Consider the following 24,764-nt stretch of genomic DNA (forward strand, 5'->3'; position numbering starts at 1 on the left):
TGGTCATGGAGGGAAAGCCATGTTGAAGGGCGGTGCGGTCTGGGCGCTTGGCACCATGTCGGGGACGTCCCTCGACGGGGTGGATGCGGCCATGGTGCTGACGGACGGCGAGCGGATCCTCGAGTTCGGCGCAACGGCCTACCGGCCCTATTCCGGGCCGGAGCGCGAGGTCTTGCGGACGGCGCTCGGGCGCTGGCCCGGCGAGGAGGCGGTCGCCGCGGCCGAGCAGGTGGTCGAGGCGGCCCACGCCGAGCTGCTGGCCCGCTTTCGGGGCGCGGAACTGGTGGGCTTCCACGGCCAGACCCTTGCGCATGAGCCGGGCGGACGGGGCACGCATCAGGCGGGCTCGGGCGAGCGGCTCGCCCGTGCGCTGGGGTTGCCGGTGGTCTGGGATTTCCGCTCGGCCGATGTGCAGGCGGGGGGGCAGGGGGCGCCGCTTGCGCCCTTCTACCATTTCGCCTGCGCGCGGCGACTGGGGGCCGAGCAGCCGGTGGCCTTCCTGAACCTCGGAGGTGTGGGCAATCTCACCTGGGTCGATCCGCGGCAGGCCAGCCCCGAGGCGCCGGGCGCCTGCCTGGCCTTCGACACCGGGCCGGCAAACGCGCCGATCAACGACCTCATGCAGGCCCGCTTCGGGCGCAGCCATGACGAGGGCGGGCGGCTCGCGGCTCGCGGACAGGTGGCGGAGCCGGTGGTCGAGCGGTTTCTCGGCCACGCCTTCTTCGCCCGGATGCCGCCGAAGTCGCTCGACCGCGACGCCTTCGCGGACCTGCTCGGGGCGGTGGAGGGGCTGGCCGACGCCGACGCGGCAGCCACGCTGACCGCGGCGGCGGCCGCGGCGGTCGCCCGCGGGGCGGGGCATTTCCCGACTCCGGTCCGGCAGCTTCTGGTGACAGGCGGCGGACGGCGCAACCCGGTGCTGATGGCCATGCTCGAGTCGCGCACCGGGATCGAGGCCGTCCCGGTCGAGCAGGTGGGTCTGGATGGCGACATGCTCGAGGCGCAGGCCTTCGCCTACCTGGCCGTGAGGGTGGCGCGCGGGCTGCCGACCTCGGGCCCCGCGACGACCGGCGTGTCCGCCTGCATCGGCGGGGGCCGGATCAGCCGCCCCGAGGAACTGGCTCTCGAAGGCTGATCCCGCCGCGCGCATGGACCGTGGCCCGCCGGGGGCCTGGCAACACCGGGGGGCTCCGGCCCGCCTTCAAGCCTGCTGGCCGCCCGGCATCCGAGGGGAGCTGCATCGCGCTGCCCTGCGAAAGCCGGCGGAATCCCTCTCGAAATGAGCACCCCGATTGAAGGCGGCTGCCCGTCCGGTTGTATTTCCGGCCATCAAGGCGCCTGGAAGGAACCCTTTGTTGACAGGTGAAGAGCGGCCGCCAAGCTTGGGCTGCCAGGTCACTGGCAGTCATAAAGGAGACGAAAATTGGATAAAGAGTTTCAGACTTACGAAGCTCCGGTGCTTCGCGCGCTCGGCACGCTGGAGGAAATGACTCATGGCCGCGGTCATGGCGGCCCCGGGCATGGCCGTGGTCCCGGCCGTGGTCGTCCGCACGATCCGTGCGACTACACCTTCTCCTGATCAGGAGAAGAGGCCCGGGCGCACCGCGTCCGGGCCGGGCTCGCAAGCGACCCGCGCGCGCCGACGATCAGCCGGCCCACGCAGATGCGAGGAGGGGGCTCAGCCCCCTTTCGGCACTCAGCCCTTGAGGATCGAGCGGCCGGCGTATTCCGCCACCTCGCCCAGCATTTCCTCGATGCGGATGAGCTGGTTGTATTTCGCCAGCCGGTCCGAGCGCGACAGCGAGCCGGTCTTGATCTGGCCGCAGTTCGTCGCCACCGCGAGATCGGCGATGGTGGAGTCTTCCGTCTCGCCCGAGCGGTGCGACATGACGTTGGTGTAGCGCGCACGATGGGCCATATCGACGGCCATCAGCGTCTCGGTCAGCGAGCCGATCTGGTTCACCTTGACCAGCATCGAGTTGCCGACGCCCGCCTTGATGCCCTGTTCGAGCCGCTTGGGATTGGTCACGAAGAGGTCGTCGCCCACCAGCTGCACCTTGGCGCCCAGACGGTCGGTCAGCAGTTTCCAGCCGTCCCAGTCGTCCTCGGCGCAGCCGTCCTCGATCGAGATGATCGGATAGTCGGCACAGAGGGCCGCGAGATAGTCCACGTTCTCGGCCGAGGTCAGCGACTTGCCCTCGCCCTTCATCTCGTACTTGCCGCCCTTGAAATACTCGGTCGAGGCGCAGTCGAGCGCGAGGTAGATGTCCTCGCCCGGCTTGTAGCCCGCCTTCTCGATCGAGCGCAGGATGTAGTCCAGCGCCTCGCGGGTGGACGAGATGTTCGGGGCAAAGCCGCCCTCGTCGCCGATGCCGGTGTTGAAGCCGCCGGCCGCCAGTTCCTTCTTCAGCGTGTGGAACACTTCCGAGCCCATGCGGATCGCGTCGCGCACGTTCTTCGCGGCGACCGGCATGATCATGAATTCCTGGATGTCGATCGGGTTGTCGGCATGCTCGCCGCCGTTGATGATGTTCATCATCGGCACCGGCAGCACGCGCGCCGAGGCGCCGCCGACGTAGCGGAAGAGCGGCTGGTTGGTGAACTCGGCCGCGGCCTTGGCTACCGCGAGCGACACGCCGAGGATGGCGTTGGCGCCCAGGCGGCCCTTGTTCGGCGTGCCGTCCATCTCGATCATCGTGCGGTCGATGCCGACCTGGTCGGTCGCATCGAACCCCACCAGCATCTCGGCAATCTCGCCGTTGACGGCCGCAACCGCCTCGAGCACGCCCTTGCCCATGTAGCGCGACGTGTCGCCGTCGCGCTTCTCCACCGCCTCATGCGCGCCGGTCGAGGCGCCCGAGGGCACCGCGGCGCGGCCGAAGGCGCCGCTTTCCAGCGTGACGTCCACCTCGACGGTGGGGTTGCCGCGGCTGTCGAGGATCTCGCGGGCGTGGATGTCGATGATCGTGCTCATAATCTGTCCCTTGGGTTGCCGTGGGTTTGCGGCTTCTTACTCTGCGGCTTGCCGCAAGGAAAGACGGCGCAGCCGCTGCTCGCGCGTGAAGCTGTAGAGCCCCGAGCCGATGATCAGCGCCGCGCCCGCCAGCATCCAGGCGTCGGGGCGTTCGTGGAACACCAGGAACCCGATCAGCATGGCGAAGACGAGCCGCGTGTAGCGGAAGGGCACGATGGCCGAGACCTCGCCCACGCGGGTGGCCAGGATCAGCGTCCAGTAGCCGACGAAGCCGAAACAGAGCGCGCCCAGCAGCAGGCCCATCTGCCCGGGCCCGGGCCAGACCGCGCCACCGCCGACGGCCAGCATCATCCCGCCCACGGCCGCCACCGTGAGAAAGGCCCAGGCGCCGACCTGCATGGTCGAGGTCGAGGCCGCCACCCGGCGCGTGGCGAGGTCGCGGCCTGCAAGCCCGATCACGCCGAGCACGGCCCAGAGCGAGGCCAGCTCGAACCCTTCGAGCCCCGGTCGGATCACCACCACCACGCCGGCGAACCCCACGGCAATCGCGCTCCAGCGCCGCCATCCCACCTTCTCGCCGAGAAAGACCGCCGCCCCGAAGGTCACGACAAGCGGTGTCGCCTGCAGGATCGCCGAGGCGCTCGAGAGCGGCGTCAGCGCCAGCGCGGTCACGAAACCGGCCGTGCCCACCATCTCGCCCAGATTGCGCCAGAGGATCGGGCCCGCCAGCACCTCGCGCGAGAGGACCGCCTTGCCCTCGCGCCGGGCCAGCGCCCAGAAGAGCGGCGCGCCGAAGAGGCCCAGGAACAGCAGGATCTGCCCCGTCGGCATGCCGGCCGAGGCCAGCTTCACGAACATGTCCTCCATGGCGAAGCCCGCCATGGACACGATCATCATCACGATGCCGCGCAAGTTTTCCATGTCTGTCCCTGACTTGGGGATCCTGTCCCCGGATGCGGAGGCGGTCCCTGCCGCTCCCTTTGCGGGGGTCTTGCGACCCCGGATGCGAGCGTCAGCCCCTCTTCACGGGGCGGCCGAACAGCTCGAACCTGTGGCCCACCAGCCGGTAGCCCAGCCGGGCGGCGATCTTCTCCTGCAGCGCTTCGATCTCGGGATCGACGAACTCGATCACCGCGCCGGTCGTCACGTCGATCAGGTGGTCGTGATGGTCGCGCTCGGCATCCTCATAGCGCGCGCGGCCGTCGCCGAACTCGAGCCGCTCGAGGATCCCGGCCTCTTCGAAGAGCTTCACCGTGCGATAGACCGTGGCGATCGAGATGCGCGGATCGACGGCCGAGGCGCGGGCATGCAGTTCCTCGACATCGGGATGGTCGGCGGATTCGCCGATCACCCGCGCGATGATGCGGCGCTGTTCGGTCATGCGCAGGCCCTTGGCCTCGCAGCGGGAGATGATCGAGTCCTGCATGCAGATCTCCGGTGTCGTGGCCGGTGTCAGCCGAAGATCTAAGCGATCCCCGGCGGCTCTGCCAGCGGTTTCCTGCCGGGCGGAGAGGGGGAATCGCCCGCCTCGACCGCCCCAGGGCGTGCGGGGTTTGCGTTGCAGGGATGCCACGCGAAAGGCGCGCGATTTCCGTGCCTTGAAGCCCGCGACTCGGGGCAGGGCCGTTCATCCCCAGCCTGCGGCCACGCCTGCAACTGCCTGCCGGGCCGTGCCTTTGCGTCTGTCCTTCGCGGTCTCCCTCGAATTATCCACACGACTACCCACAGCCTTTCGACTGATACCACCCATGGAGGCGGAGGGCGCGTCAAGCACATTATCTAGCAGGCGGCTTCAAGAATCCCGTTGCCACGCTGTCGGCTTTGCGACAACTTGATGTGACACGGAGGCCCGCCACTACATGTAGCGGATGCTTGCCGGGAACCATCGACAGACCGCCCTACGGGACGCGCCGGACCCGCCTGCTTTCGCGGGAGGGCGCCGTGTTGTGGCGGGCTGCTGGATCAACGACGGGGCCAAGCCCCGCGAGGGACGAGAACGGAGAGGGCGAGATGAAGATCGAGCGGAAGTTCACCACGGCTGAAGGCGGCGCCTATGGCGACATCGGCTTCACGACCATGGTTTCGGAGATCCGGAACCCGGACGGCACCGTGGTCTTCCGCAACGAGAGCGTCGAGGTGCCGGAGGGCTGGAGCCAGGTGGCCTCGGACGTGCTCGCCCAGAAATACTTCCGCAAGGCCGGCGTGCCCGCACGCCTGCGCCGCGTGAAGGAGAAGGGGGTTCCGGACTTCCTGTGGCGCTCGGTTCCCGACGAGGCGGCGCTGGCGGCGCTGCCCGAGGACGAGCGCTTCGTAGGCGAGACCTCGGCCCGGCAGGTCTTCGACCGGCTGGCCGGTGCCTGGGCCTACTGGGGCTGGAAGGGCGGCTATTTCACCTCCGAGGCCGATGCGCGCGCCTATTACGACGAGATGCGCCACATGCTGGCCCGCCAGATGGCGGCGCCGAACAGCCCGCAGTGGTTCAACACCGGCCTGCACTGGGCCTATGGCATCGACGGCCCCTCGCAGGGTCACTTCTACGTCGATCACGCGACGGGCAAGCTGGTGAAGTCCGACAGCGCCTATGAGCATCCCCAGCCGCACGCCTGCTTCATCCAGTCGGTCGCGGATGATCTGGTGAACGAGGGCGGGATCATGGACCTCTGGGTCCGCGAGGCGCGGCTGTTCAAGTATGGCTCGGGCACCGGCACCAACTTCTCGAGCTTGCGCGGCGAGGGCGAGAAACTGTCGGGCGGCGGCAAGTCCTCGGGGCTGATGGGGTTCCTGAAGATCGGCGACCGCGCAGCCGGCGCGATCAAGTCGGGCGGCACGACCCGGCGCGCGGCCAAGATGGTGATCTGCGACATGGATCACCCCGACATCGAGCAGTTCATCAACTGGAAAGTCATCGAAGAGCAGAAGGTCGCCTCTCTCGTCGCCGGTTCGAAGCAGCATGAAGCGAAGCTGAACGACATCTTCGCCGCCATCCGCAGCTTCGACGGCTCGATGAAGCGCGCGACCGACCCGGCCGGAAACGCAGGCCTCAAGACCGCGATCCGTGCCGCGAAAAAGGCCATGATCCCCGAGACCTACATCAACCGCGTGCTGCAGTATGCGCGGCAGGGCTTCTCGTCGATCGAGTTCCCGACCTACGATACGGATTGGGACTCCGAGGCCTACATCACCGTCTCGGGCCAGAACTCGAACAACTCCGTCCGCGTGACGGATGCCTTCCTGCGGGCCGTGAAGGAGGATGCCGACTGGGCGCTTCTGCGCCGCACCGACGGCAAGGTCGCCAAGACCGTGAAGGCGCGCGAGCTGTGGGATCAGGTGGGCCACGCCGCCTGGGCCTGCGCCGATCCCGGCATCCAGTTCCACGACACGGTGAACGCCTGGCACACCTGCCCCGAGGACGGGCCGATCCGCGGATCGAACCCCTGTTCGGAATACATGTTCCTCGACGACACGGCCTGCAACCTGGCGTCGATGAACCTGCTCACGTTCTTCGAGGGCGGCCGCTTTGACGCCGATGCGTATATCCATGCCACGCGGCTCTGGACGCTGACGCTGGAAGTCTCGGTGATGATGGCGCAGTTCCCGTCGAAGGAAATCGCGCAGCTGTCCTTCGACTTCCGCACGCTGGGCCTTGGCTATGCCAACATCGGCGGGCTCCTGATGAACATGGGGCTGGGCTATGACTCGAAGGAGGGCAGGGCGCTCTGCGGCGCGCTCTCGGCGATCATGACCGGCGTGGCCTATGCCACCTCGGCGGAGATGGCGGCCGAGCTTGGCGCCTTCGCGGGCTACCAGCGGAACGCCCAGCACATGCTCCGCGTCATCCGCAACCACCGCGCCGCGGCGCATGGTGCTACAAGCTACGAAGCGGTGAACGTGGCCCCCGTGCCGCTCGATGCCGCCAACTGCCCGGACGCGCGTCTGGTCAGTCTCGCGAAATCCGCCTGGGACGAGGCGCTGGCGCTGGGCGAGGCCCACGGCTACCGCAACGCGCAGGTGACGGTGATCGCGCCCACCGGCACCATCGGCCTCGTGATGGACTGCGATACCACCGGCATCGAGCCCGACTTCGCGCTGGTCAAGTTCAAGAAGCTCGCTGGCGGCGGCTATTTCAAGATCATCAACCAGTCGGTTCCGGCCGCGCTGGAGACCCTTGGCTACAGTTCCGCCCAGATCTCGCAGATCGTGGCCTATGCGGTGGGCCACGGCACGCTGGCCAACTGCCCCGCGATCAGCCATGCCGCGCTGGTCGGCCACGGCTTCGGCGCCGCGGAGCTCGAGAAGGTCGAGGCGGCGCTGCCGTCGGCCTTCGACATCCGCTTCGTCTTCAACCAGTGGACGCTGGGCGAAGACTTCTGCAAGCGCGCGCTCGGCATCCCGGCCGACAAGCTCGCCGACCCGACCTTCGACCTGCTGCGCCACCTCGGCTTCACCCGCGCCCAGATCGACGCCGCGAACGACCATGTCTGCGGGACGATGACGCTGGAGGGGGCGCCGCATCTGAAGGCCGAGCATCTGCCGGTCTTCGACTGCGCCAACCCCTGCGGCAAGAAGGGCCGCCGCTACCTCTCGGTCGAGAGCCACATCCACATGATGGCCGCGGCGCAGAGCTTCATCTCGGGCGCGATCTCGAAGACGATCAACATGCCGAACTCGGCCACCATCGCCGAGGTGCTGGCGGCCTACGAACTTTCCCACTCGCTGGGCATCAAGGCCAACGCCCTCTACCGCGACGGCTCCAAGCTGTCGCAGCCCCTCGCCTCGGCGCTGGTCGAGGATGACGAGGAGGCCGAGGAGATCCTCGCCACCGGCACGCCGCAGGAGAAGGCGATCGTGATCGCCGAGAAGATCGTCGAGAAGGTGATCGTCAAGGAGATCGTCCGTTCGAACCGCGAGAAGCTGCCCGAGCGGCGCAAGGGCTACACGCAAAAGGCGATCGTCGGCGGCCACAAGGTCTATCTGCGCACCGGCGAATACAAGGACGGCTCGCTTGGCGAGATCTTCATCGACATGCACAAGGAAGGCGCGGGCTTCCGGGCGATGATGAACAACTTCGCCATCGCGGTGTCGGTCGGCCTGCAATATGGCGTGCCGCTGGAAGAATTCGTCGACGCCTTCACCTTCACCAAGTTCGAGCCCGCGGGCATGGTGCAGGGCAACGACTCGATCAAGAACGCGACCTCGATCCTCGACTACATCTTCCGCGAACTGGCGATTTCCTACCTCGACCGCACCGACCTTGCGCATGTCAAACCGCAGGGCGCGAGCTTCGACGATCTCGGCGGCGGCACGGACGAGGGCAAGCGCTCGAACGTGACCGAGGTCTCCGAGGCCGCCGCCTCGCGCAGCCTCGAGGTGCTCAAGCAGATCAGTTCGACCGGCTACCTGCGCAAGCGCCTGCCGCAGGAACTGACGGTGCTTCAGGGCGGCATGGCCGTGGGCTTCGAGTCCGCCTCGCTGACCGGCTTCGCCGAAACGCGCGCCGCGACGGCCCTCGCCTCCGGCACGGTCGCGATGGACGCGCGGGCGAAGGCCAAGATGCAGGGCTACGAGGGCGATCCCTGCGGCGAGTGCGGCAACTACACGCTGGTGCGCAACGGCACCTGCATGAAGTGCAACACCTGCGGTGCAACGAGCGGCTGCAGCTGAGGAAATTGAGGTTGTTGTCGCTGCGGCGAAAGTTCCTCCCAAATCGGGCGAGTTTGTCCCGGTTTGGGGGGTAAAGTCTGTCCCGCGCGGTTCTTGCAGCCCTGACTTCTGGTCCTTTCCGCCGGCGAAATTTCGCGCAAGTATTGGTAAAACTTACGAAACTCCGGATGCGGCCTGTGCCCCCGGATGTTCAGAGGCAGAAGGATGCGCCTGAACCCGAGAGACGTGATCGGCCCCGCACTGATCCTCGCAAGCGGCAAGTCAGGATCCGGCGGTTGGCTGGGACGCGAGGCGGCTCAAGGCGCTTCCACTTGCCCTGCCGGTGGCGCCGCAGGGACGGATCACTCGATGAGGATTTCGCGATGAACCTCTCCCGGACCACACTCCTCGCCGGTCTCGTGGCGGGCCTGCTGCTCGGCGCCTGCGGCCGCTCCCCGCAAGAGTGCATGGAGCGGGCGATGTATTTCGAATCCAACCGCTCCAGCCGCGACGGGATGGTCGCGGTGGGCAGCGTGGTCATGAACCGCGTCGAGTCAGGCCAGTATCCGAGGTCGGTCTGCGGCGTCGTCGCCCAGCGGGGCCAGTTCGCTCCCCGCATCATGTCCCGCCGGATGGACTCGCGGTCCTTGCCGCTGGTGCGCGAGACGGCCCGGTCCGTCCTGCAGGGCGAGCGCCATCCGATGATCGGCAACGCGATGTTCTTCCACACCGCCGGCCACCGCTTCCCCTACGACAACATGCACTACGTGCTCGTGACGGGCGGGAACGCCTTCTACGAGAAGCGCAAGAATTACCTCGTGACACAGCCCGTTCCACCCCAGCCAATCGAGGGCATCACGGGTTGGCGAGAGGCTGGTGAATGATTCTGAGGGGCTGCCGTACGGCCATTACGTGCGGCTGATGGGAAGGCGTTCGAAGGCGGGTCAACATCGAACTATCTTCCACACGGCAGACGTGGCAGCGCTGCCGAGCTGAACCTGCATAATCATTCGCCAGCCGTCGATCAGAACCATGGACGGAATGGCGAGAATGCACAGGAAGCCACCGGGTGGAGACGCGGCCGTAGCGGATGCCGCGGGTGTCACCTCCGCCCTGAGCCGCCGGTCGACCGTATGCGCCGCCTATGGCCCATTGAGTTCCCGGGTTCCGGATCGGGATGGGAGGGGCGAGTCTCGTTCTGAGGGTTCAGAAGGAGGCGACCATGCCGGATGGCGGTGAAGGGTTCGACGGCCGGATCGAGGTGATCCGGCGCACTCGTGGCTATCGGCGTTGGCCGGACGAGGTGAAGGCCCGGATCGTGGCAGAGAGCTTTCGCCCGGGCGTCCGTGTGGCAGAAGTGGCGCGGCGGCACGGGGTGCTTGCGCACCAGCTTTCGGCTTGGCGGCGGCAAGCCCGTAAGGGGCTGCTCGCTCTGCCCGAGGACGCGGTGGAGGGCCTGGAGGCTGCCTTCGTGCCCCTGACGGTGGAGCCGGAGTGTGGCGCCGGACTGGATGGCCTGTCAGGCGTGGTCACCATCGAGATCGGCGCCGTCATCCTGCGGGTTCCGGGTAACGTTCCGGCCGAACGGGCGGCGGCGCTGGTGCGGGCGCTGCAGGAGGCACCATGATCGTCGCCGGCCAGCGGCTGCCGATCGTGGTGGCGACCCGGCCCGTCGACTTCCGCTGCGGCCATCCGGCGCTGGCGCTGATCGTGCAGAACGAGCTGAAGCTCGATCCGCATTCGGGCGTGACGGTGATCTTCCGCTCGAAGCGGGGCGATCGGCTGAAGATTTTGGTCTGGGACGGCAGCGGCCTGGTGCTGATCTACAAGCGGCTCGAGCAGGGAAACTTCGCCTGGCCGAGGATCCAGGACGGGGTCATGCGGCTGTCCCGGGCGCAGTACGAGGCTCTGTTCGAAGGGCTGGAGTGGCGTCGGGTGGTGGCACAACGGGTGGCGCCTCCGGCTGCGGCGGGGTGACTCAGGCGGTCGTTTCCGACCTTGTTTTACTGGGGTCCGCGGCTCGGATCGGGTCGAAGGGCGCATGTCGCAGCCCCTCGATCTCAGCCGGTTTCCCGATCTTCCGCCCGAGGTGGTGACGGCCTTCCAGGCCCAGCATGCGGCTCTGGAAGCGGCCCGGTTCGAGGCCTCCGTCGAGCGTGCCGCGCGCCTGCACGAGCAGGCGGTGGTGGCCGAGAAGGACGCCTTCATTGCCGAGCTCAAGGAACTGATCGGGACGCTGGAGGGCCAGGTCGCGCAGTACCGGCAGGCGAAGTTCGGGCCGAAGTCCGAGAAGCTTGATCCGGCCCAGCTGGAACTGGCCCTCGAGGATCTGGAGACCGCCATCGCCGAGACCGAGGCGCGCATCGCCGCGGTCGAGGAGAGGATCGCAGCCAGCGCTCCCGATGCGGAGAAGAAGCCCCGCGCGCCCCGCAGGGCCCGTGCCCTGCCGGACCACCTGCCGCGGGTCGAACGGGTGATCGAGCCGGCCAACATCGTCTGCCCCTGCGGCTGCGGGGACATGGTCCGGATCGGCGAGGATCGAACCGAGCGGCTCGACATCATTCCGGCCCGGTACCAGGTGATCGTCACGATCCGCCCGAAATACGCCTGCCCGAAGGGGCGGATTGGCGTCGTCCAGGCCAAGGCTCCGGCGCATCTGCTGGAAGGCAGCTGGCCGACCGAGGCGCTGCTTGCCCATGTCGCCGTGGCCAAGCATTCCGAACACATGCCGCTTCTGTGATCGGGCGGGTTCGGTCAATGGCGATGACGGTCCAACGAGCAGGTCCATGCTTCTGTCCGTGGTCGGCGCGCCGCCACAAGATGCGGACTGTGGAGGTCGGGATGCTCCTAAGCTCTACCTCGGCTTCACTTCAGCCATGGGCAAATCCGAGCTGATCCCGTCCGTCGTCCCTACTCGGGACTTCACACCGTCGCCCAAAGGCGCCGGATCTCAGTGATGACGAGCACGTGGTCCTGGTGGCTCGCGGGGCCTGATAAATTTCGTCATCATGCTGCTGCGAGGTCCTGGGCCGAGGCTGGTGGCCGACCCGCCGCCCAGTATGCGGTTCCGGACTTCCACATCGCCAGCAGGATCGTTGCGAGCTTGCGGCTCACGGCAACGATCGCCTTCTTCATTGATGTCCGTTTCGCGATCCTCAAACCCCAGGACTTCAAGGGCGACATGACCCGCGCCCGCCCGAGAATGCTCGCCGCGGCCTCGAAGAGCATGACGCGCACCCGCGGATCACCGGCCTTGGTGATCCGTCCGGCGATATCAGTCTTGCCCGATTGCCACCTTCGCGGGGTCAGTCCCGCCCAGGCGCCAACATCCCTGCTGCGTGGGAAGCGGTCCGGGTCATCGACGGCACTTCGGAAGGTCAGCGCCACGATCACGCCCACACCCGGGGTCGTCATCAGCAGCCGTGTCACGGGATCGGACTTCGCGAGTGCCATGAGCTGGCCGTCGAGGCTGGCAAGTTCGTCAAGGAGCAGGGCTCGCACCCGCAACATGGCGTCCACGATGCCCTCGAGGAGCGGGTTTCCGGCGGCAAGTTCGCGCGCCCGGGCCTCCCACGTCTTCCGCGTCACAGATCCCATCTTCAGCCCGAAGGTCCTCAGCGCGGCGCGGAGCGAGTTCTCCGTCGCCGTCACTTTTTCTATGAGGAAGGTGCGCGCGGTGAGCAGAACGCGGGTCTCCTGGGCGGTCAGCGACTTCACGTGTACGCGCTTGAACCAGCCAAGGCGCACGAGCTGGGCGATGCCGCGGGCGTCATGGCGATCGGTCTTGACGCGCATCGCGGCGAAGGCCGCTCGGACGTGACGCGCCTCCATCACCGAGACAGAGAACCCCTCGCGGACAAGCCCCTCGTGGAGCCACTGGGAAAGGTTTCCGGCTTCGAGGCCGACATGCTCGATGCGCCGGCCCTGGTGCCGGATAGCCTTGGCAATCGCCTTCGGCTCGCTCGCAGCGCGTGTCTCCTTGACGATGCGACCGCCTTCGTCGACGACGCAGATGTGCGTCTCGTCGAGCGACACATCAAGACCCACGAAAAACTCCATGGCATGAGCTCCTTGATCGGTTGCGATGCAGGACAGGGTCTCAACGTCGACGCTTGGCGCAAAGCCCGATCAGCGCATCTCTGGGGCCTGTCGCGAGCGACCCTTCATCGCCAGCGCATGCGGCAAGCAGCGAACGACCCGCGCACACCCCGTCGCCGCGGCCCTCAGGGTGCTGCCGGCGACACCGACCTGCTGGCGGCGATCCGCGAGGTGATCGAGGTCTCGCCCTTCACGGGGAAAGGCTATCGCAAGGTCTAGGCGCGGCTGCGCTTCCGCGGCCTCCGGACGGTGGCGCGCCGGGTGCGGCGGCTGATGAAGGCGCATGGCCTGCTCGCACCCCACCGGCCCGCGCCGCGGGCGGCTCATCCGCACGACGGGACGGTGGTGACGGCGCGGGCGGATCAGGTCGGGGGCACCGACATGAGCGGGAACGTTCGCATCATGACGGATGGCGAGCAGCGACAGCGTGCCTCCGAAGAGGCGCGCGGTCGCAAGGATGTCGGGGGCTCAAGGCGAAGCGAAGATACCCGGCCGGATCGGCGTAAAACGGCCGGTATGGCGAATGTCTCTGCCGCCCGCCCCGTCAGGGCAGTTGTCACCGGTTCTGGATCTGGAAGTGTATCCTGAGGCGGGCGGGACAGGACGACGGGTTTGGCTTACTCACGGGAACGAAAGGCGGCGGTTCTTACGAAGATGCTGCCGCCGAACAACATGCCCCTGGGCCAGTTGGCCAAGGAGGACGGGATCAGTGTCGCGACGCTCGCCAAGTGGCGGGCGGAGGCTCGGGCGAAGGGCCAGCTCCTGCCGGATGCGAACGCCGGGCCTGAGGGCTGGACCTCCCAGGACAAGCTGGCGGCGGTGATCGAGACCGCTTCGATGAACGAGGCGGAGCTGGCTGAGTACTGCCGCCGCCGTGGCATCTACCCCGAGCACTCGCTGTCTGGCGCGAAGCCTGCGCGCGCGCCAACGACTGGGAGCGGGCAGCCGCGAGCCGGATCGCCCGCGAGACGCGCGACGACAAGAAACGGATCCAGCAGCTGGAGCGTGAGTTGGCGCGCAAGGAGAAGGCGCTGGCCGAGGCGGCCGCGCTGATGATCCTGCGAAAAAAGGTCGAGGCGATCTGGGACCGCAGGGAGGGCGAGGACGAATGACCTCAGCCCCGGATCGCCAGGAGATTGCCGCCCTCGTCGCTGCCGCCACGGAGGCCGGGGCCCGGCCCTCGGCCGCCTGCGCCGCAGCGGGCCTCAGCCCGCGCACCCTGCGCCGCTGGCAGGGCCCCGACGGCGGGATCCGCGAGGATCGCCGCCCCTCTGCCGACCGCCCGGCGCCGGCCAACAAGCTCACCGAGGAGGAGGGCGACCGGATCGTGGCGACCTGCGCCACGCCGGAATTCGCGAGCCTTCCGCCGAGCCAGATCGTGCCCCGGCTGGCCGACCGAAACATCTGGATCGCCTCGGAATCCAGCTTCTACAGGGTGTTGCGCGAGCGCGGGCAGAACCATCGCCGTGGCCGCGCCCGCCCCGCTGCGCGCCGGAAACCACCGACGAGCTTCGAGGCGAAGGGGCCGTGCCAGGTGTGGAGTTGGGATATAACGTGGCTTCCAGGGTCGATCGCGGGGACCTTCTTCTACCTCTACCTCATCGTCGACATCTTCAGCCGGAAGATTGTCGGCTGGGAGGTCCACGACCGCGAGACCTCGGAGTTCGCGGCCGAGGTGCTCAGGCGCGCCGTCTGGTCGGAGCGGTGCCTGACCAGCCCGCTCGTACTCCATGCGGACAATGGCAGCCCGATGAAGGGCGCGACGATGAAGGTGACGATGGAGCGGCTGGGCGTCATCGCCTCCTTCAGCCGGCCCCGCGTCAGCAACGACAATGCCTTCTCCGAGGCGCTGTTCCGCACCTGCAAGTACACGCCCCGCTGGCCGACCCGGGGCTTCGCCACGATCGAGGAGGCGCGGACCTGGGTCCAGAGCTTCGTGCGTTGGTACAATCTCGAGCACCGTCACAGCGCGATCCGCTTCGTCACCCCCGACCAGCGCCACCGCGGCGAGGACAAGGCGCTGCTGGCCGAGCGCCACCGCGTCTACCAGCTGGCCCGCGCTGCACACCCCGAACGCTGGTCAGGCCAGACCCGCAACTGGCAGCCCATCGGCTCGGTCCGGCCCGATGCCGGGCGCGGAGGCCATGGGTTCGCCGCCGCGCTCCCCCATCAAGCTGGCGGCGGCGGACCCATGGCCGGGTCGGCCGTACAGGCAGCCTGAAAACGAGAGACCGGGACAACTAGCTTGACGAACACCGCCTCCGTCCCGGTCGGGGACCGAACCTACGTGCACAGGGGGCAACGCTTCGGCTCTGACTCAATTTCGGTGCAATTTCCGCGGTCATGACACAGCTCCGATCAGGCGTGCCTTGAGAAGCACAAGGCCGGCGCGACCGTACATCTGGCGCTTGAGCATCTTCAGGCGGTTGATCTGGCCTTCCGTCTGACCGTTGGACCACGGCTCGTTCAGCGCCGCGGTAACGGCTGCCTCATCGGCCTTGATGCCCCGTGCAAAAGAGGCGAGCGGGCTGGTGGCGGCAGCATCCAGCCACTCGGCCAGATGGTCGGCGCTTCGCTTTCGGACCATGCGCTGGAACCGGTCGAGCAGCGCCGCGGCCGTGGCGAGCTCCGGCACCTTCGCCTCGATCGCCGCGACCATGAGGGCTTCGTCCCGAGCGAGGTCGTGGCGTCGCAACGTCATCGCCCTGGCGATGGTGCGGGCTGCCGGGCAGCGGGCCGGAAGTTCGGCGCGCGACGCCTCCGCCCGGCGACGGCGGGTTGCCCATTCAGTGACGACGCGCAGGCTGCCGCGGAATCCGGCCGCCTGCATCCGACGCCAGAGCTCGGCACCGTTCCGGCACCCGGCCGTCCACTCGGCATCCAGCCAAGGCAGCCATGGCTCGAGCGAGTGCTGCCGGACGCGGAAGACGTCCTCGCGCTGCCCCCTCAGGATCCGGCGCACCAGTTGTCGGCTGCAGCCCGTTCGCCGGACGATCTGCTTGATGGGCATTCCCTCATCGGCCAGCGCGCGCACCGCCGCGTTCGCCTCTTGCCGACGGAGAAATCCAACGTATTGAATGCGTTCCGCCGAGGTCAGCAAGGTGGGATCCACCTTGCCCGCCCCAGCGCCCGACGGATCTCCGGCATGGAACTGCGGACCGCATCAAGGAACGCGCGGCTCGCATTCTCGAGCAGGTGCCAGCGATCGGCCACCTGGACGGCCTCAGGTCGTCCGTTCGCCACGGCCAGTCCATACCCGCCGCCGCGGTCGCGGGAGACGATCTCCACGCTGGGGTGCTCGGCTAGCCAAGCCTCGACGGTCGCCGGCTCCCGGTCCGGCAAAAGGTCGATCACCTTGCGCCGCTCGAGGTCGCAGAGGATCGAGCCGTAGCGGTGCCCCTTCCTCCAGGCCCAGTCGTCGATGCCGATGACGCGGGGCGGTGGCGCTTCCGAAGCCAGGCCATTCTTCACGGCGCGAAGCAAGGTGTCCTTGCTCACGCGCAGCAGCAGTCGATGGGCCAGTGCCTGCCCGGGCCGGCCACCCAAGGCCAGCCCGAGACATTGGACGAGGCCCTGCAGCCGCGCAGTGCGGCGCCCATGCCGCTGGCCGATCCCCTCATCGAGCCGTTCGCCGAAGATCCGGGTCCGGCACGTCCGGCTCGGGCACCGAAAGCGCCGCACGGTCAGCACGATCCGGACGCGACGCCCATGCGCGGGCAGGTCCGACAGACGGCGAGCGTATCGGCTGTGGAGCCGGGTCGAGGCCGTGCCGCAACTCGGGCAGCGGGAGTCGCCTTGCGCGAGTTGGCGGAACAGGTCCCGGTCGAGTTGACGCGGCGCGCGGTAGTTGACGTCCTCGATGGCGGCGCCGACATGGCGCAGCTTCGCCGTGCGGATCCGGCTCTGATAGCGCTTTGTGCTGCGGCGGGCCGCCTCGCGGTCGATCAGCAGGCCCAGCCATTCGGCATGGCTGAGCGCGGCGGCATCGTCTTGTCGCTGCAACTCGGCGAAGGCTTCGGCCATGCCTTCGAGCTTGAGCTCGCGCAGGCGGTTCAGGGTGGGATGGTCGAGCATGTGGTCTCCGTCTCAGTGGAAGTAGCTGGCGCCGCGGATGTTGGGGTGCGTGATCGCCGGCCCCTCCGCGGGCGTCTCGGGCCGTTGGCGATGCAGGTTGTTCCGGAGGATCGACTTGACCGAGCTGTAGGACAGCCCGCCAATCTCCCGGGCGCGCAGGCAGGCGGCCTCGAGCGCGTCACGCCCATGAGGCTTGGCCAGATCCACGATCCCCACGCAGGCCCGGAAGCCCTGCTCGGGATGGGTCTTTGCTTGCAGGATCAGATCCACCAGCGCCGCCGTGTTCGGCCCGATCTTCTCGGCCTTGCGCCGCAGCTCGGCCGGGGTGAGCCCGGCATAGCGGCGGTGGCTGGCGGGCATGTGGACGGCGACCGTCGTGTGTCGGCAGTCGCCCGCGCTGCGGATATGGGACGCGACACGCTGGCCGTCGTGGAAGACTTCGACGGTCCGCGAGGTGATCCGGGCCCAGAGCGTCTTCTTCAGAAGCTGGTGGGGCACCGAGTAGTAGTGCTTCTCGACCTCGACATGATAATCGAGACCGACGCGGCGCTCGAGCCAGTCGGCATACTCGTAGGGGCTGGCCGGCAGGGGCCGCAGGGCCGGCCGGTCGAGTTGCTCGAACAGATTCCGGCGGCTGGCGCCGAGGTGGCGGGTCACCTTGGCGTTCAGACCGGGCAGCAGGTCGCGGATCGCCGCGTTCAATTCAGCAAGCGAGAAGAACCGCCGCCTGCGCAAGCGCGCGATGATCCAGCGCTGAACCAGCAGCACGCCGACCTCGGCCTTGGCCTTGTCGCGCGGCTTGTAGGGGCGCGCCGGGAGCACCGCGGTGCCGTAATGGGCGGCCATCTCGGCGTAGGTCCGGTTGATCCGCGGCTCGTGGAAGCAGGCCTTGGTGACACCCGCCTTCAGGTTGTCGGAGACGATCTGCTCGGGCACGCCGCCGAAGAAGTCGAACATGCGGACATGGGCGCCGATCCAGTCCGGCAGGCTCTGGCTCCAGGTCGCCTCAACATAGGTGTAGTTCGAGGCGCCCAGCACGCCGACGAAGATCTGCGCGGCCCGCACCTCGCCGGTCGCACCGTCGATGATCTCCACGGCATCTCCCGCGTAATCGACGAACACGCGCTCGCCGGCGACGTGATGCTGGCGCATCGTGGGCGAGAGCTTCCCTTCCCAACGGCTGTAGAGTTCGCAGAACCGGCTGTAGCCATAACCATCATGGGGATGGGCGGCGCGATAGTCCTCCCAGATCAAGGCCAGGGTGACGCCCTTGCGGCGTAGTGCCCGATGCACCGCCGGCCAGTCCGGAACCGCCAGCCCGCGGCGGGTCCTTCCGCCCGTTGGTGCGAAGAGCCGCCGCTCCAGTGCGGCTTCGTCCAGGCCATCCGGCAGTGGCCAGACCAAGCCCGCCCGCTCGGCGCGCTTGAGATACTCGCTGACCGTCGACTGGCCCACGTTCAGGCTTGCTGCGATCTTCCGGGTCGCCAACCCGGCCGCCTTCAGGCGAAGGGCTTCTGCAATCTTGCGCATCGGCAATCGTCTCATCCTGGGCTCCCTGCTCGTCCTCCAGGACGGCAAGGCTAACCCGCTGCGATCGCCCAGCAGCGTGTCCTACGGCAGGATCTCGGAGCGATCGGGCACCCCGGAATCCGCGACCGGATGACCCCGGTGTGCGCACAATCGCATCGAGATCATGTGCGGTCGGCTGAAGGACTGGAGGCGCGTTGCCACCCGATACGACCGCAGCCCGGAGACGTTCTTCTCTGCTATCGCACTCGCAGCCATCGGCCTGTTCGGGCTCTGAAACGCAATGAGATGCCGTAACGGGGCCTGCGTCGCGACCTGCCCGTACCCGTTGCCAAATCGAGGGCACGCTGGCGCCATTCCCGTATCGGATCCATCGGGAGGACTGCGGGATGAAGCTGTTTGTCGGACTGGACGTATCGCTGGAGAAGACCGCGATCTGCGTGATCAACGAGCATGGGAAGATCGTGAGGGAGGCGCAGGCAGCCAGCGAGCCGGAAGCGCTGGCGCGCTGGATTGGGGACCAGGACGGCACCATCGCCGCCATCGGCCTTGAAGCCGGCCCCCTGTCGCAATGGCTGCACCGCGGGCTGACCGGGGCGGGACTGGACGTCGTGCTGATGGAGACCCGGCAGGTGAAGGGCGCACTGAAGGCCATGCCGATCAAGACCGATCGCCGGGACGCGGAGGGCATCGCGCGTCTGTTGCATCTCGGCTGGTTCCGGCCGGTTCACTGCAAATCGGTGTCTGCACAGGAGGTCCGCGCGGTGCTCAGCGCCCGCAAGGCTGTGCAACAGGGGTTCATCACTCTGGAAATGTCCCTGCGCGGGCTGCTGCGGAACTTCGGGCTCAAGGTCGGCACCATATCGCGTGGCGGGTTCGAACAGCGGATCCGCGAACTGGCTGCGGGAAACCCGATGCTGATAGCGGCGACCGAACCCATGCTCCGCGCACGCTCGGCGCTGCGGCGTGAGCTGGCGGGCCTTGAACGCCTCGTCCGCCAACTCGCCCATGAGGATCCGGTCTGTCTGCGCCTCATGTCGATGCCCGGGATTGGCGCGGTCGTGGCACTGACCTATCGATCCGCTGTCGACGACCCGGCTCGATTCACGTCCTCGAAGAAGGTCGGGCCGTGGGTCGGCCTGACGCCGTCTCGCAACCAATCGGGCGAGCGCGATGTCTCTGGCGGGATCACCAAGGCGGGCGACGTCAATCTTCGACGCGCGCTCTGTCAGGCTGCCACCGTCATGATGCATCGCGGGAGGGCGAACTGGCTGCGAAGCTGGGCGGCGAAACTCGCGCGCCGTCGTGGTGCCAAGCGCGCAATGGTTGCACTGGCGCGGCGCATCGCCGTGATCCTGCACCGCATGTGGAAGGACGACACCGACTTCCGCTTCGATCTTCCGGTGTTTCCTGCCGGCTGAAGATAGAGGTTCCAGACCGCTGCCCGCCTGATCGCGGGCCTTCGAGGTCCCCACGGGACGCGGTTCCGGTGATGCCGTGCTCAGGACTGATGCCGATAGCATCGAGCACGCCAATGAGATGGGCACACCGAAACTGCATTGAACCAGCATCATGTTGGCGGCCTTCGCGCCGACCACGGACCGAAGCATGCACCCGGGGCGATCTCAGTCGAAGGCCGCCGAACAGGGAGGCAGATCACTTGCTCAAGGCAGAAAATCGCCGTTCGGCGGCACATCCCCATGCGCAAAACGGCTTGACCGGGACGGACCCGTTACCGAAGGTCGGGCCGTGGGTCGGCCTGACGCCGTCTCGCAACCAATCGGGCGAGCGCGATGTCTCTGGCGGGATCACCAAGGCGGGCGACGTCAATCTTCGACGCGCGCTCTGTCAGGCTGCCACCGTCATGATGCATCGCGGGAGGGCGAACTGGCTGCGAAGCTGGGCGGCGAAACTCGCGCGCCGTCGTGGTGCCAAGCGCGCAATGGTTGCACTGGCGCGGCGCATCGCCGTGATCCTGCACCGCATGTGGAAGGACGACACCGACTTCCGCTTCGATCTTCCGGTGTTTCCTGCCGGCTGAAGATAGAGGTTCCAGACCGCTGCCCGCCTGATCGCGGGCCTTCGAGGTCCCCACGGGACGCGGTTCCGGTGATGCCGTGCTCAGGACTGATGCCGATAGCATCGAGCACGCCAATGAGATGGGCACACCGAAACTGCATTGAACCAGCATCATGTTGGCGGCCTTCGCGCCGACCACGGACCGAAGCATGCACCCGGGGCGATCTCAGTCGAAGGCCGCCGAACAGGGAGGCAGATCACTTGCTCAAGGCAGAAAATCGCCGTTCGGCGGCACATCCCCATGCGCAAAACGGCTTGACCGGGACGGACCCGTTACCGAAGTCTGGAGCCTAAATGCCTTGTTCGCTCTTGCTTTTGGCTCAGTCGGAGCATGCGCATAAGCCTCCGACAACATGGCGGCGGCTTCCTCGTCTTTGCTCAACGGGTGGCAGTGGGGGTGGACCGGGGACCGGCCGGATGAGGGGCGCGGCCCGGACGCTCGCCGCGGCACCGGGGATTGCAAACGGAAAAAGGGGCCGGTCGCAACCGGTCCCAGCCACGACGGAGCGGCAGGAAAACGCGGGTGCGCGGCTCCGGCAGGCAGGCGTATCAGGAGTCGGCTATCGCGGGCGTCGGGGCCGGATGCGCGGCCTCGGCGCCCCGCGCGCTGTGCAGGATGCCGAGCCCCACGGTCACGAGGCCGAGGATCGGCAGCCCCCAACCACCGCCGGCGGGCATCTGCCAGGCCCAAGCGTCCGGTCGAAACAGAGGAAAACTCGGTCTTCCCTTACGCCGCGCGAGGCAGGCCATCTCCTACCCTGGCCGGATCGGCAGCGACCCGCGCTTCCAGATCGTGCGGTGGACGCTCGGCCGGTTCGTCGTGCGGTGGCGGGAGCGTGCAGGCTTCGTCATGCAGAAGGCTGTCGAGCAGGTGCGAGAGATCCTCGATCTCCTCTGCCACCACATGCACCACTTTCCCCTCGCGCTGGAGGCGGCCCGTCACGCGCAGGAGCCTTCCCGCAACCACCTCACGGCGGAAACGCTCGTAGATGCCGGCCCGGACCACCACATTGACCACGCCGGTCTCATCCTCGAGCGTGAGGAAGATCACGCCCCTTGCCGTTCCCGGCCTCTGGCGCACGAGGACCAGGCCCGCCACCGCCACACGCGCGCCCGAAGGCGGTTCGTCCAGCCGGGCCGCGGGGACGGCCCTGGGGGTGCGGGGCCAGCTTTGGGGGGTGGGGGTCAGGCCGAGCCACCGTGGGGGAGGAGGAGAGTTGGGGAACATAGAGGGAACATATAGCGGCGCGCCGCAACAGGCAAGCCCCCGCCTCTGGCCAAGCCTGCCGGATTGCCCTAAGCCTCTCGGCACTGCGAGGCAGCCAAGAGCGGGGCAAGATGGCCAAGATCACCTATGTCGAACATAACGGAACCGAGCATGTCATCGATGTGGCCAACGGCCTGACCGTGATGGAGGGCGCGCGCGACAATGGCGTTCCGGGGATCGAGGCCGACTGCGGGGGCGCCTGCGCCTGCTCCACCTGCCATGTCTATGTCGATCCCGCCTGGGTCGGGAAGCTTCCCCGCAAGGAGGCGATGGAAGAGGACATGCTCGACTTCGCCTGGGAGCCCGATCCCGTCCGCTCGCGCCTCACCTGCCAGATCAAGGTGACCGAGTCGCTCGACGGGCTGAAGGTCTTCATTCCCGAAAAGCAGATCTGAGGAACGCCCCGAAAATCAGCCCGTCGCGGCGGATGCCGGGGCCCCCTGTCGCATGGAGGCTGCCCCGGTCGGCGGCGGGCGACCGGATCAGACCGGGGCCAGAGGGTGGAGGAGGCCCGCCTCCTTCAGATCCTGCCAGAGACCATCGGGAAGTTCGGCGTCGGCCGCGATGCGGTTCTCCAGCACTTCGGTGATGGACTGCGAGCCGGGGATCACCGAGAGCACGGCCGGATGGCGCAGCGGGAACTGGAAGGCCGCCTCGAACATCCGCACGCCCCAGCGCTCGCAGATCGTGTGGATCTGCGCCACGCGGTCCAGAACCGCCTGCGGCGCCAGCCGGTAGTCGTAGAACGAGCCGGGCCGGGGCCCGGTGGCCAGCACGCCGGAATTGTAGGGCCCGCCGATGACGATGCCGATGCCACGCTCTTCCGCCATCGGCAGGAAGCTCTCGAGCGCCTCCTGCTCGAGGAGAGTGTAGCGCCCGGCGAGCAGGAACAGGTCGAAGTCGCCCCGCTCGGCCAGCCACTGGCAGGGCTGCCACTCGTTCACGCCGGCGCCGAAGGCCGCGATCACGCCCTGGTCGCGCAACTCCACCAGCGCCCGGTAGCCGCCCTGCATGAACTCGGCCAGCCTCGCCTCGAGCGCCTCCTGCGAGCGGTGGGTGAAGAGGTCGAGATCATGGACAAAGAGCATGTCCACCCGGTCGAGGCCCAAGCGGCCCAGAGAGGCTTCGAGCGACCGCATCACCCCGTCATAGCCGTAGTCGAACCGCTCCTTGCGCTCGGGCACCTCGAAGAACTTGCCCAGCCCGTCGCGTTTCTCGCCCGGCTCGACCGGCCGCAGGAGCCGGCCCACCTTGGTCGAGACCACATGCTCCGACCGCGGCTTGTCCGCGAGGAACCGGCCCAGCCGCTCTTCGGCCAGCCCGTAGCCGTAGAGCGGCGCGGTGTCGAAGTAGCGCACCCCGCTTGCCCAGGCGCGTTCGAGCAGCGCCTGCGCCTCGGCGTCCGAAATCGCCCGGTAGAGATTGCCGAGCGGCGACGTGCCGAGGCCGAGACTCGTGAAACGGAGCGGGCGCCCCGCCCGGTGAAAGTCACGCATTGCCAATCGCATCAGATCCTCCTGCCTGCGCGGCCCCCGCCGCGCCCGCTTTCAGTCGGCCAGCGTCCGGCCCAGGAAGGCGCAGCGCACCAGGGCCTGCCGCACCTCTTCCTCATGGTCGTCCGCGTGGCGCAGAAGACAATCCCGTGCGGCGGCAAGCCGCTCCTGCACCGTTCCTTCCGTCTCCTGCACCTCGACGAGCCGCTCGGCGACATAGCGCCCGAGCCGCCCCGCCACGCAGGTGGCGTACATGCCGCCCGCGTTCAGCACGATGCCGGCCTCGCAGAGCCGGCCGCGCACCTCGAACTCCTGCCTCAGGTCGAGCAGGCGGAAGCCTGCGGGCGAGTCGGGGTCGGCCTCCTCGAACTCGGTCACGACCGTGAGGCGCTCGTCCTCGTCCGACAGCTCGATCCTGATCCCGCCGCGCAACGCGAGCGTCTCGAACTCCACCAGCCCGTCCAGGATGATCCGTCTGTCCATCGGCGCCTCCCTTTCCGAAGGAAGGCCACGAGGGCGGAACAGGTTCCCCGGCCGCCTCAGTGCTCGAGCACGATCACGTCGCGGGCCGCGAAACTGACCTGCGTATGGGCGCCCACCTGCGGCGGGGGCAGATCGGGCCGGTTGAACGTGTCGAGAGCAACCGTCGTGCCGCCCGTGTGCAGTTGCAGGCGGATCACGCTGCCCAGGAACTGCACGTCGGCGATGGTTGCGGGCAGCATCGTGTCGCGCCCGTCGCCGGGCCCGAGATGCAGCGCCTCGGGGCGGAGCGCGAGCCCGATGCGGCCACCGCGCGGCGCCTCGACCGGCTGGGGCAGGCGGATCGTCTGGCCCGCGACGCGGACCTCTCCCGCCGCCGGATCCTCGACCTCGGCCACGAGCGTGCTGATCGTGCCCACGAAGTTGGCCACGAACTTGGTCGTCGGGTGGTTGTAGATCTCGAAGGGGGTGCCCACCTGCTCGGCGATGCCGCCGTTCATCACCACGATCCGGTCGGACATCGACAGGGCCTCTTCCTGATCGTGGGTCACGAAGATGGTGGTGATGCCCAGCCGCTGCTGGATGGCGCGGATCTCGGTGCGCAGGCTCACCCGGATCTTGGCGTCGAGCGCCGAGAGCGGCTCGTCCAGCAGCAGCACGCGCGGCCGCACGGCCAGCGCGCGGGCCAGCGCCACGCGCTGCTGCTGCCCGCCCGAGAGCTGGAACGGGTAGCGCGCGCCCAGATCGGGCAGGCCGATCAGCGCCAGCATCTCGGCCACCCGCTCGACCGCCTCGCGGCGCGGCACACCGGCGACCTTCAGCCCGAAGCCCACGTTCTGCGCGACGGTCAGGTTGGGAAAGAGCGCGTAGGCCTGAAAGACCATGCCGATCTTGCGCGCGTTCGGGCGCTGGCGGACGACATCCTTGCCCTCGATGCGGATGGCGCCCTGGTCGGGCATCTCGAAACCCGCCACCATGCGCAGGACGGTGGTCTTGCCGCAGCCCGAGGGCCCGAGCAGCGAGACGAACTCTCCCTGCTCGACGGTCAGGTTGAAGTCGCGCACGACGCGCAGGGGGCCGAAGGATTTCTCCAGCCGGGCGATCTCCAGGAAGGCCATCAGGCTGTGTTCCT

The 24,764-nt window shown here is 67.9% G+C and carries 17 protein-coding genes and 6 pseudogenes; 12 read left to right on the forward strand and 11 right to left on the reverse strand.

Annotation, left to right across the window (positions count from 1 at the left end; genetic code table 11):
* Positions 1 to 19: 19 nt before the first annotated feature.
* Entirely contained in the window at positions 20 to 1,135 is a 1,116-nt protein-coding gene (locus LV780_RS03970; RefSeq protein ID WP_101341704.1) for an anhydro-N-acetylmuramic acid kinase, read from the forward strand.
* 561 nt (positions 1,136 to 1,696) lie between these two features.
* Here the strand turns inward: LV780_RS03970 and eno are convergent.
* The 3 genes from eno to LV780_RS03985 all read right to left on the reverse strand — a co-directional run bounded on the left by eno (position 1,697) and on the right by LV780_RS03985 (position 4,400).
* Positions 1,697 to 2,974, reverse strand: coding sequence for a phosphopyruvate hydratase (gene eno, locus LV780_RS03975; RefSeq protein ID WP_108221757.1), 1,278 nt, complete (start codon positions 2,972 to 2,974; stop codon positions 1,697 to 1,699).
* A gap of 36 nt (positions 2,975 to 3,010) precedes the next feature.
* Positions 3,011 to 3,895, reverse strand: a complete 885-nt coding sequence (locus tag LV780_RS03980) for a DMT family transporter (protein WP_011907974.1) — start codon at positions 3,893 to 3,895, stop codon at positions 3,011 to 3,013.
* Positions 3,896 to 3,986: 91 nt separating this feature from the next.
* Positions 3,987 to 4,400 carry a Fur family transcriptional regulator gene (locus tag LV780_RS03985; RefSeq protein WP_011907975.1) on the reverse strand — a complete coding sequence of 138 codons (414 nt, stop codon included), beginning with the start codon at positions 4,398 to 4,400 and terminating at the stop codon, positions 3,987 to 3,989.
* 584 nt (positions 4,401 to 4,984) lie between these two features.
* Here LV780_RS03985 and LV780_RS03990 point away from each other — a divergent pair.
* From LV780_RS03990 to LV780_RS04010, 5 genes and pseudogenes are all read left to right on the forward strand, one after another.
* Positions 4,985 to 8,635 (forward strand): vitamin B12-dependent ribonucleotide reductase, encoded by a 3,651-nt coding sequence (locus LV780_RS03990; protein ID WP_108221759.1) that lies wholly within the window; start codon positions 4,985 to 4,987, stop codon positions 8,633 to 8,635.
* Positions 8,636 to 8,997: 362 nt separating this feature from the next.
* Positions 8,998 to 9,498, forward strand: coding sequence for a cell wall hydrolase (locus LV780_RS03995; protein ID WP_101341700.1), 501 nt, complete (start codon positions 8,998 to 9,000; stop codon positions 9,496 to 9,498).
* A 338-nt stretch (positions 9,499 to 9,836) separates the two neighbouring features.
* Positions 9,837 to 10,241: an IS66-like element accessory protein TnpA gene (tnpA, locus tag LV780_RS04000; protein WP_044247894.1), complete on the forward strand. Its 405-nt coding sequence runs from the start codon at positions 9,837 to 9,839 to the stop codon at positions 10,239 to 10,241.
* Positions 10,238 to 10,591: an IS66 family insertion sequence element accessory protein TnpB gene (tnpB, locus tag LV780_RS04005; protein WP_108221760.1), complete on the forward strand. Its 354-nt coding sequence runs from the start codon at positions 10,238 to 10,240 to the stop codon at positions 10,589 to 10,591. The genes tnpA and tnpB overlap by 4 nt, the downstream gene beginning before the upstream one ends.
* Positions 10,592 to 10,655: 64 nt before the next feature.
* Positions 10,656 to 11,348 (forward strand): annotated as a pseudogene (locus tag LV780_RS04010) (IS66 family transposase); the annotation flags it as partial.
* A 272-nt stretch (positions 11,349 to 11,620) separates the two neighbouring features.
* Here LV780_RS04010 and LV780_RS04015 read toward each other — a convergent pair.
* Positions 11,621 to 12,673: an IS110 family RNA-guided transposase gene (locus LV780_RS04015; protein WP_108222804.1), complete on the reverse strand. Its 1,053-nt coding sequence runs from the start codon at positions 12,671 to 12,673 to the stop codon at positions 11,621 to 11,623.
* A 3-nt stretch (positions 12,674 to 12,676) separates the two neighbouring features.
* On the opposite strand from LV780_RS04015, the gene LV780_RS04020 reads away from it, so the two are divergent.
* Together LV780_RS04020 and LV780_RS04025 are read left to right on the forward strand one after the other, a co-directional pair.
* A complete protein-coding gene (locus LV780_RS04020) occupies positions 12,677 to 12,931 on the forward strand; it encodes a hypothetical protein (protein ID WP_181969631.1) in 255 nt (84 codons plus the stop codon).
* Positions 12,932 to 13,366: 435 nt separating this feature from the next.
* Positions 13,367 to 14,933: pseudogene (locus tag LV780_RS04025) on the forward strand (IS3 family transposase).
* A 120-nt stretch (positions 14,934 to 15,053) separates the two neighbouring features.
* On the opposite strand, the pseudogene LV780_RS22065 reads toward LV780_RS04025, so the two are convergent.
* Both LV780_RS22065 and istA read right to left on the reverse strand, forming a co-directional pair.
* A pseudogene (locus LV780_RS22065) lies at positions 15,054 to 16,786 on the reverse strand (ISL3 family transposase).
* A 12-nt stretch (positions 16,787 to 16,798) separates the two neighbouring features.
* The gene (istA, locus tag LV780_RS04040) at positions 16,799 to 18,331 is read right to left on the reverse strand and encodes an IS21 family transposase (RefSeq protein ID WP_117344885.1); all 1,533 of its coding nucleotides are present in this window, start codon (positions 18,329 to 18,331) and stop codon (positions 16,799 to 16,801) included.
* Between the two features lie 133 nt (positions 18,332 to 18,464).
* Here istA and LV780_RS04045 point away from each other — a divergent pair.
* The 3 genes and pseudogenes from LV780_RS04045 to LV780_RS04055 all read left to right on the forward strand — a co-directional run.
* Positions 18,465 to 18,590, forward strand: a pseudogene (locus tag LV780_RS04045) (IS5/IS1182 family transposase); the annotation flags it as partial.
* Between the two features lie 112 nt (positions 18,591 to 18,702).
* Positions 18,703 to 19,734, forward strand: coding sequence for an IS110 family RNA-guided transposase (locus LV780_RS04050; protein WP_108222809.1), 1,032 nt, complete (start codon positions 18,703 to 18,705; stop codon positions 19,732 to 19,734).
* Between the two features lie 317 nt (positions 19,735 to 20,051).
* Positions 20,052 to 20,354, forward strand: a pseudogene (locus LV780_RS04055) (transposase); the annotation flags it as partial.
* Between the two features lie 587 nt (positions 20,355 to 20,941).
* Here LV780_RS04055 and LV780_RS21900 read toward each other — a convergent pair.
* Both LV780_RS21900 and LV780_RS04060 read right to left on the reverse strand, forming a co-directional pair.
* Complete coding sequence (locus LV780_RS21900; protein WP_267964956.1) at positions 20,942 to 21,070, reverse strand: hypothetical protein; 129 nt, start codon at positions 21,068 to 21,070, stop codon at positions 20,942 to 20,944.
* Positions 21,071 to 21,245: 175 nt separating this feature from the next.
* A pseudogene (locus LV780_RS04060) lies at positions 21,246 to 21,620 on the reverse strand (OB-fold nucleic acid binding domain-containing protein); the annotation flags it as partial.
* Positions 21,621 to 21,730: 110 nt separating this feature from the next.
* On the opposite strand from LV780_RS04060, the gene LV780_RS04065 reads away from it, so the two are divergent.
* Complete coding sequence (locus LV780_RS04065; protein ID WP_011907984.1) at positions 21,731 to 22,054, forward strand: 2Fe-2S iron-sulfur cluster-binding protein; 324 nt, start codon at positions 21,731 to 21,733, stop codon at positions 22,052 to 22,054.
* A gap of 87 nt (positions 22,055 to 22,141) precedes the next feature.
* Here the strand turns inward: LV780_RS04065 and LV780_RS04070 are convergent, their stop codons facing one another.
* The 3 genes from LV780_RS04070 to LV780_RS04080 are packed head-to-tail and all read right to left on the reverse strand — an operon-like array spanning position 22,142 to position 24,750.
* On the reverse strand, positions 22,142 to 23,167 hold the full coding sequence (locus LV780_RS04070; protein WP_108221369.1) for an aldo/keto reductase: 1,026 nt from the start codon (positions 23,165 to 23,167) through the stop codon (positions 22,142 to 22,144).
* Between the two features lie 39 nt (positions 23,168 to 23,206).
* Positions 23,207 to 23,635 carry a hypothetical protein gene (locus tag LV780_RS04075; protein WP_011907986.1) on the reverse strand — a complete coding sequence of 143 codons (429 nt, stop codon included), beginning with the start codon at positions 23,633 to 23,635 and terminating at the stop codon, positions 23,207 to 23,209.
* 56 nt (positions 23,636 to 23,691) lie between these two features.
* A complete protein-coding gene (locus tag LV780_RS04080) occupies positions 23,692 to 24,750 on the reverse strand; it encodes an ABC transporter ATP-binding protein (protein WP_108221370.1) in 1,059 nt (352 codons plus the stop codon).
* Positions 24,751 to 24,764 lie beyond the last annotated feature (14 nt).

The organism is Cereibacter azotoformans, assembly GCF_021391315.1.
Classification (GTDB): Bacteria; Pseudomonadota; Alphaproteobacteria; order Rhodobacterales; family Rhodobacteraceae; genus Cereibacter_A; species Cereibacter_A azotoformans.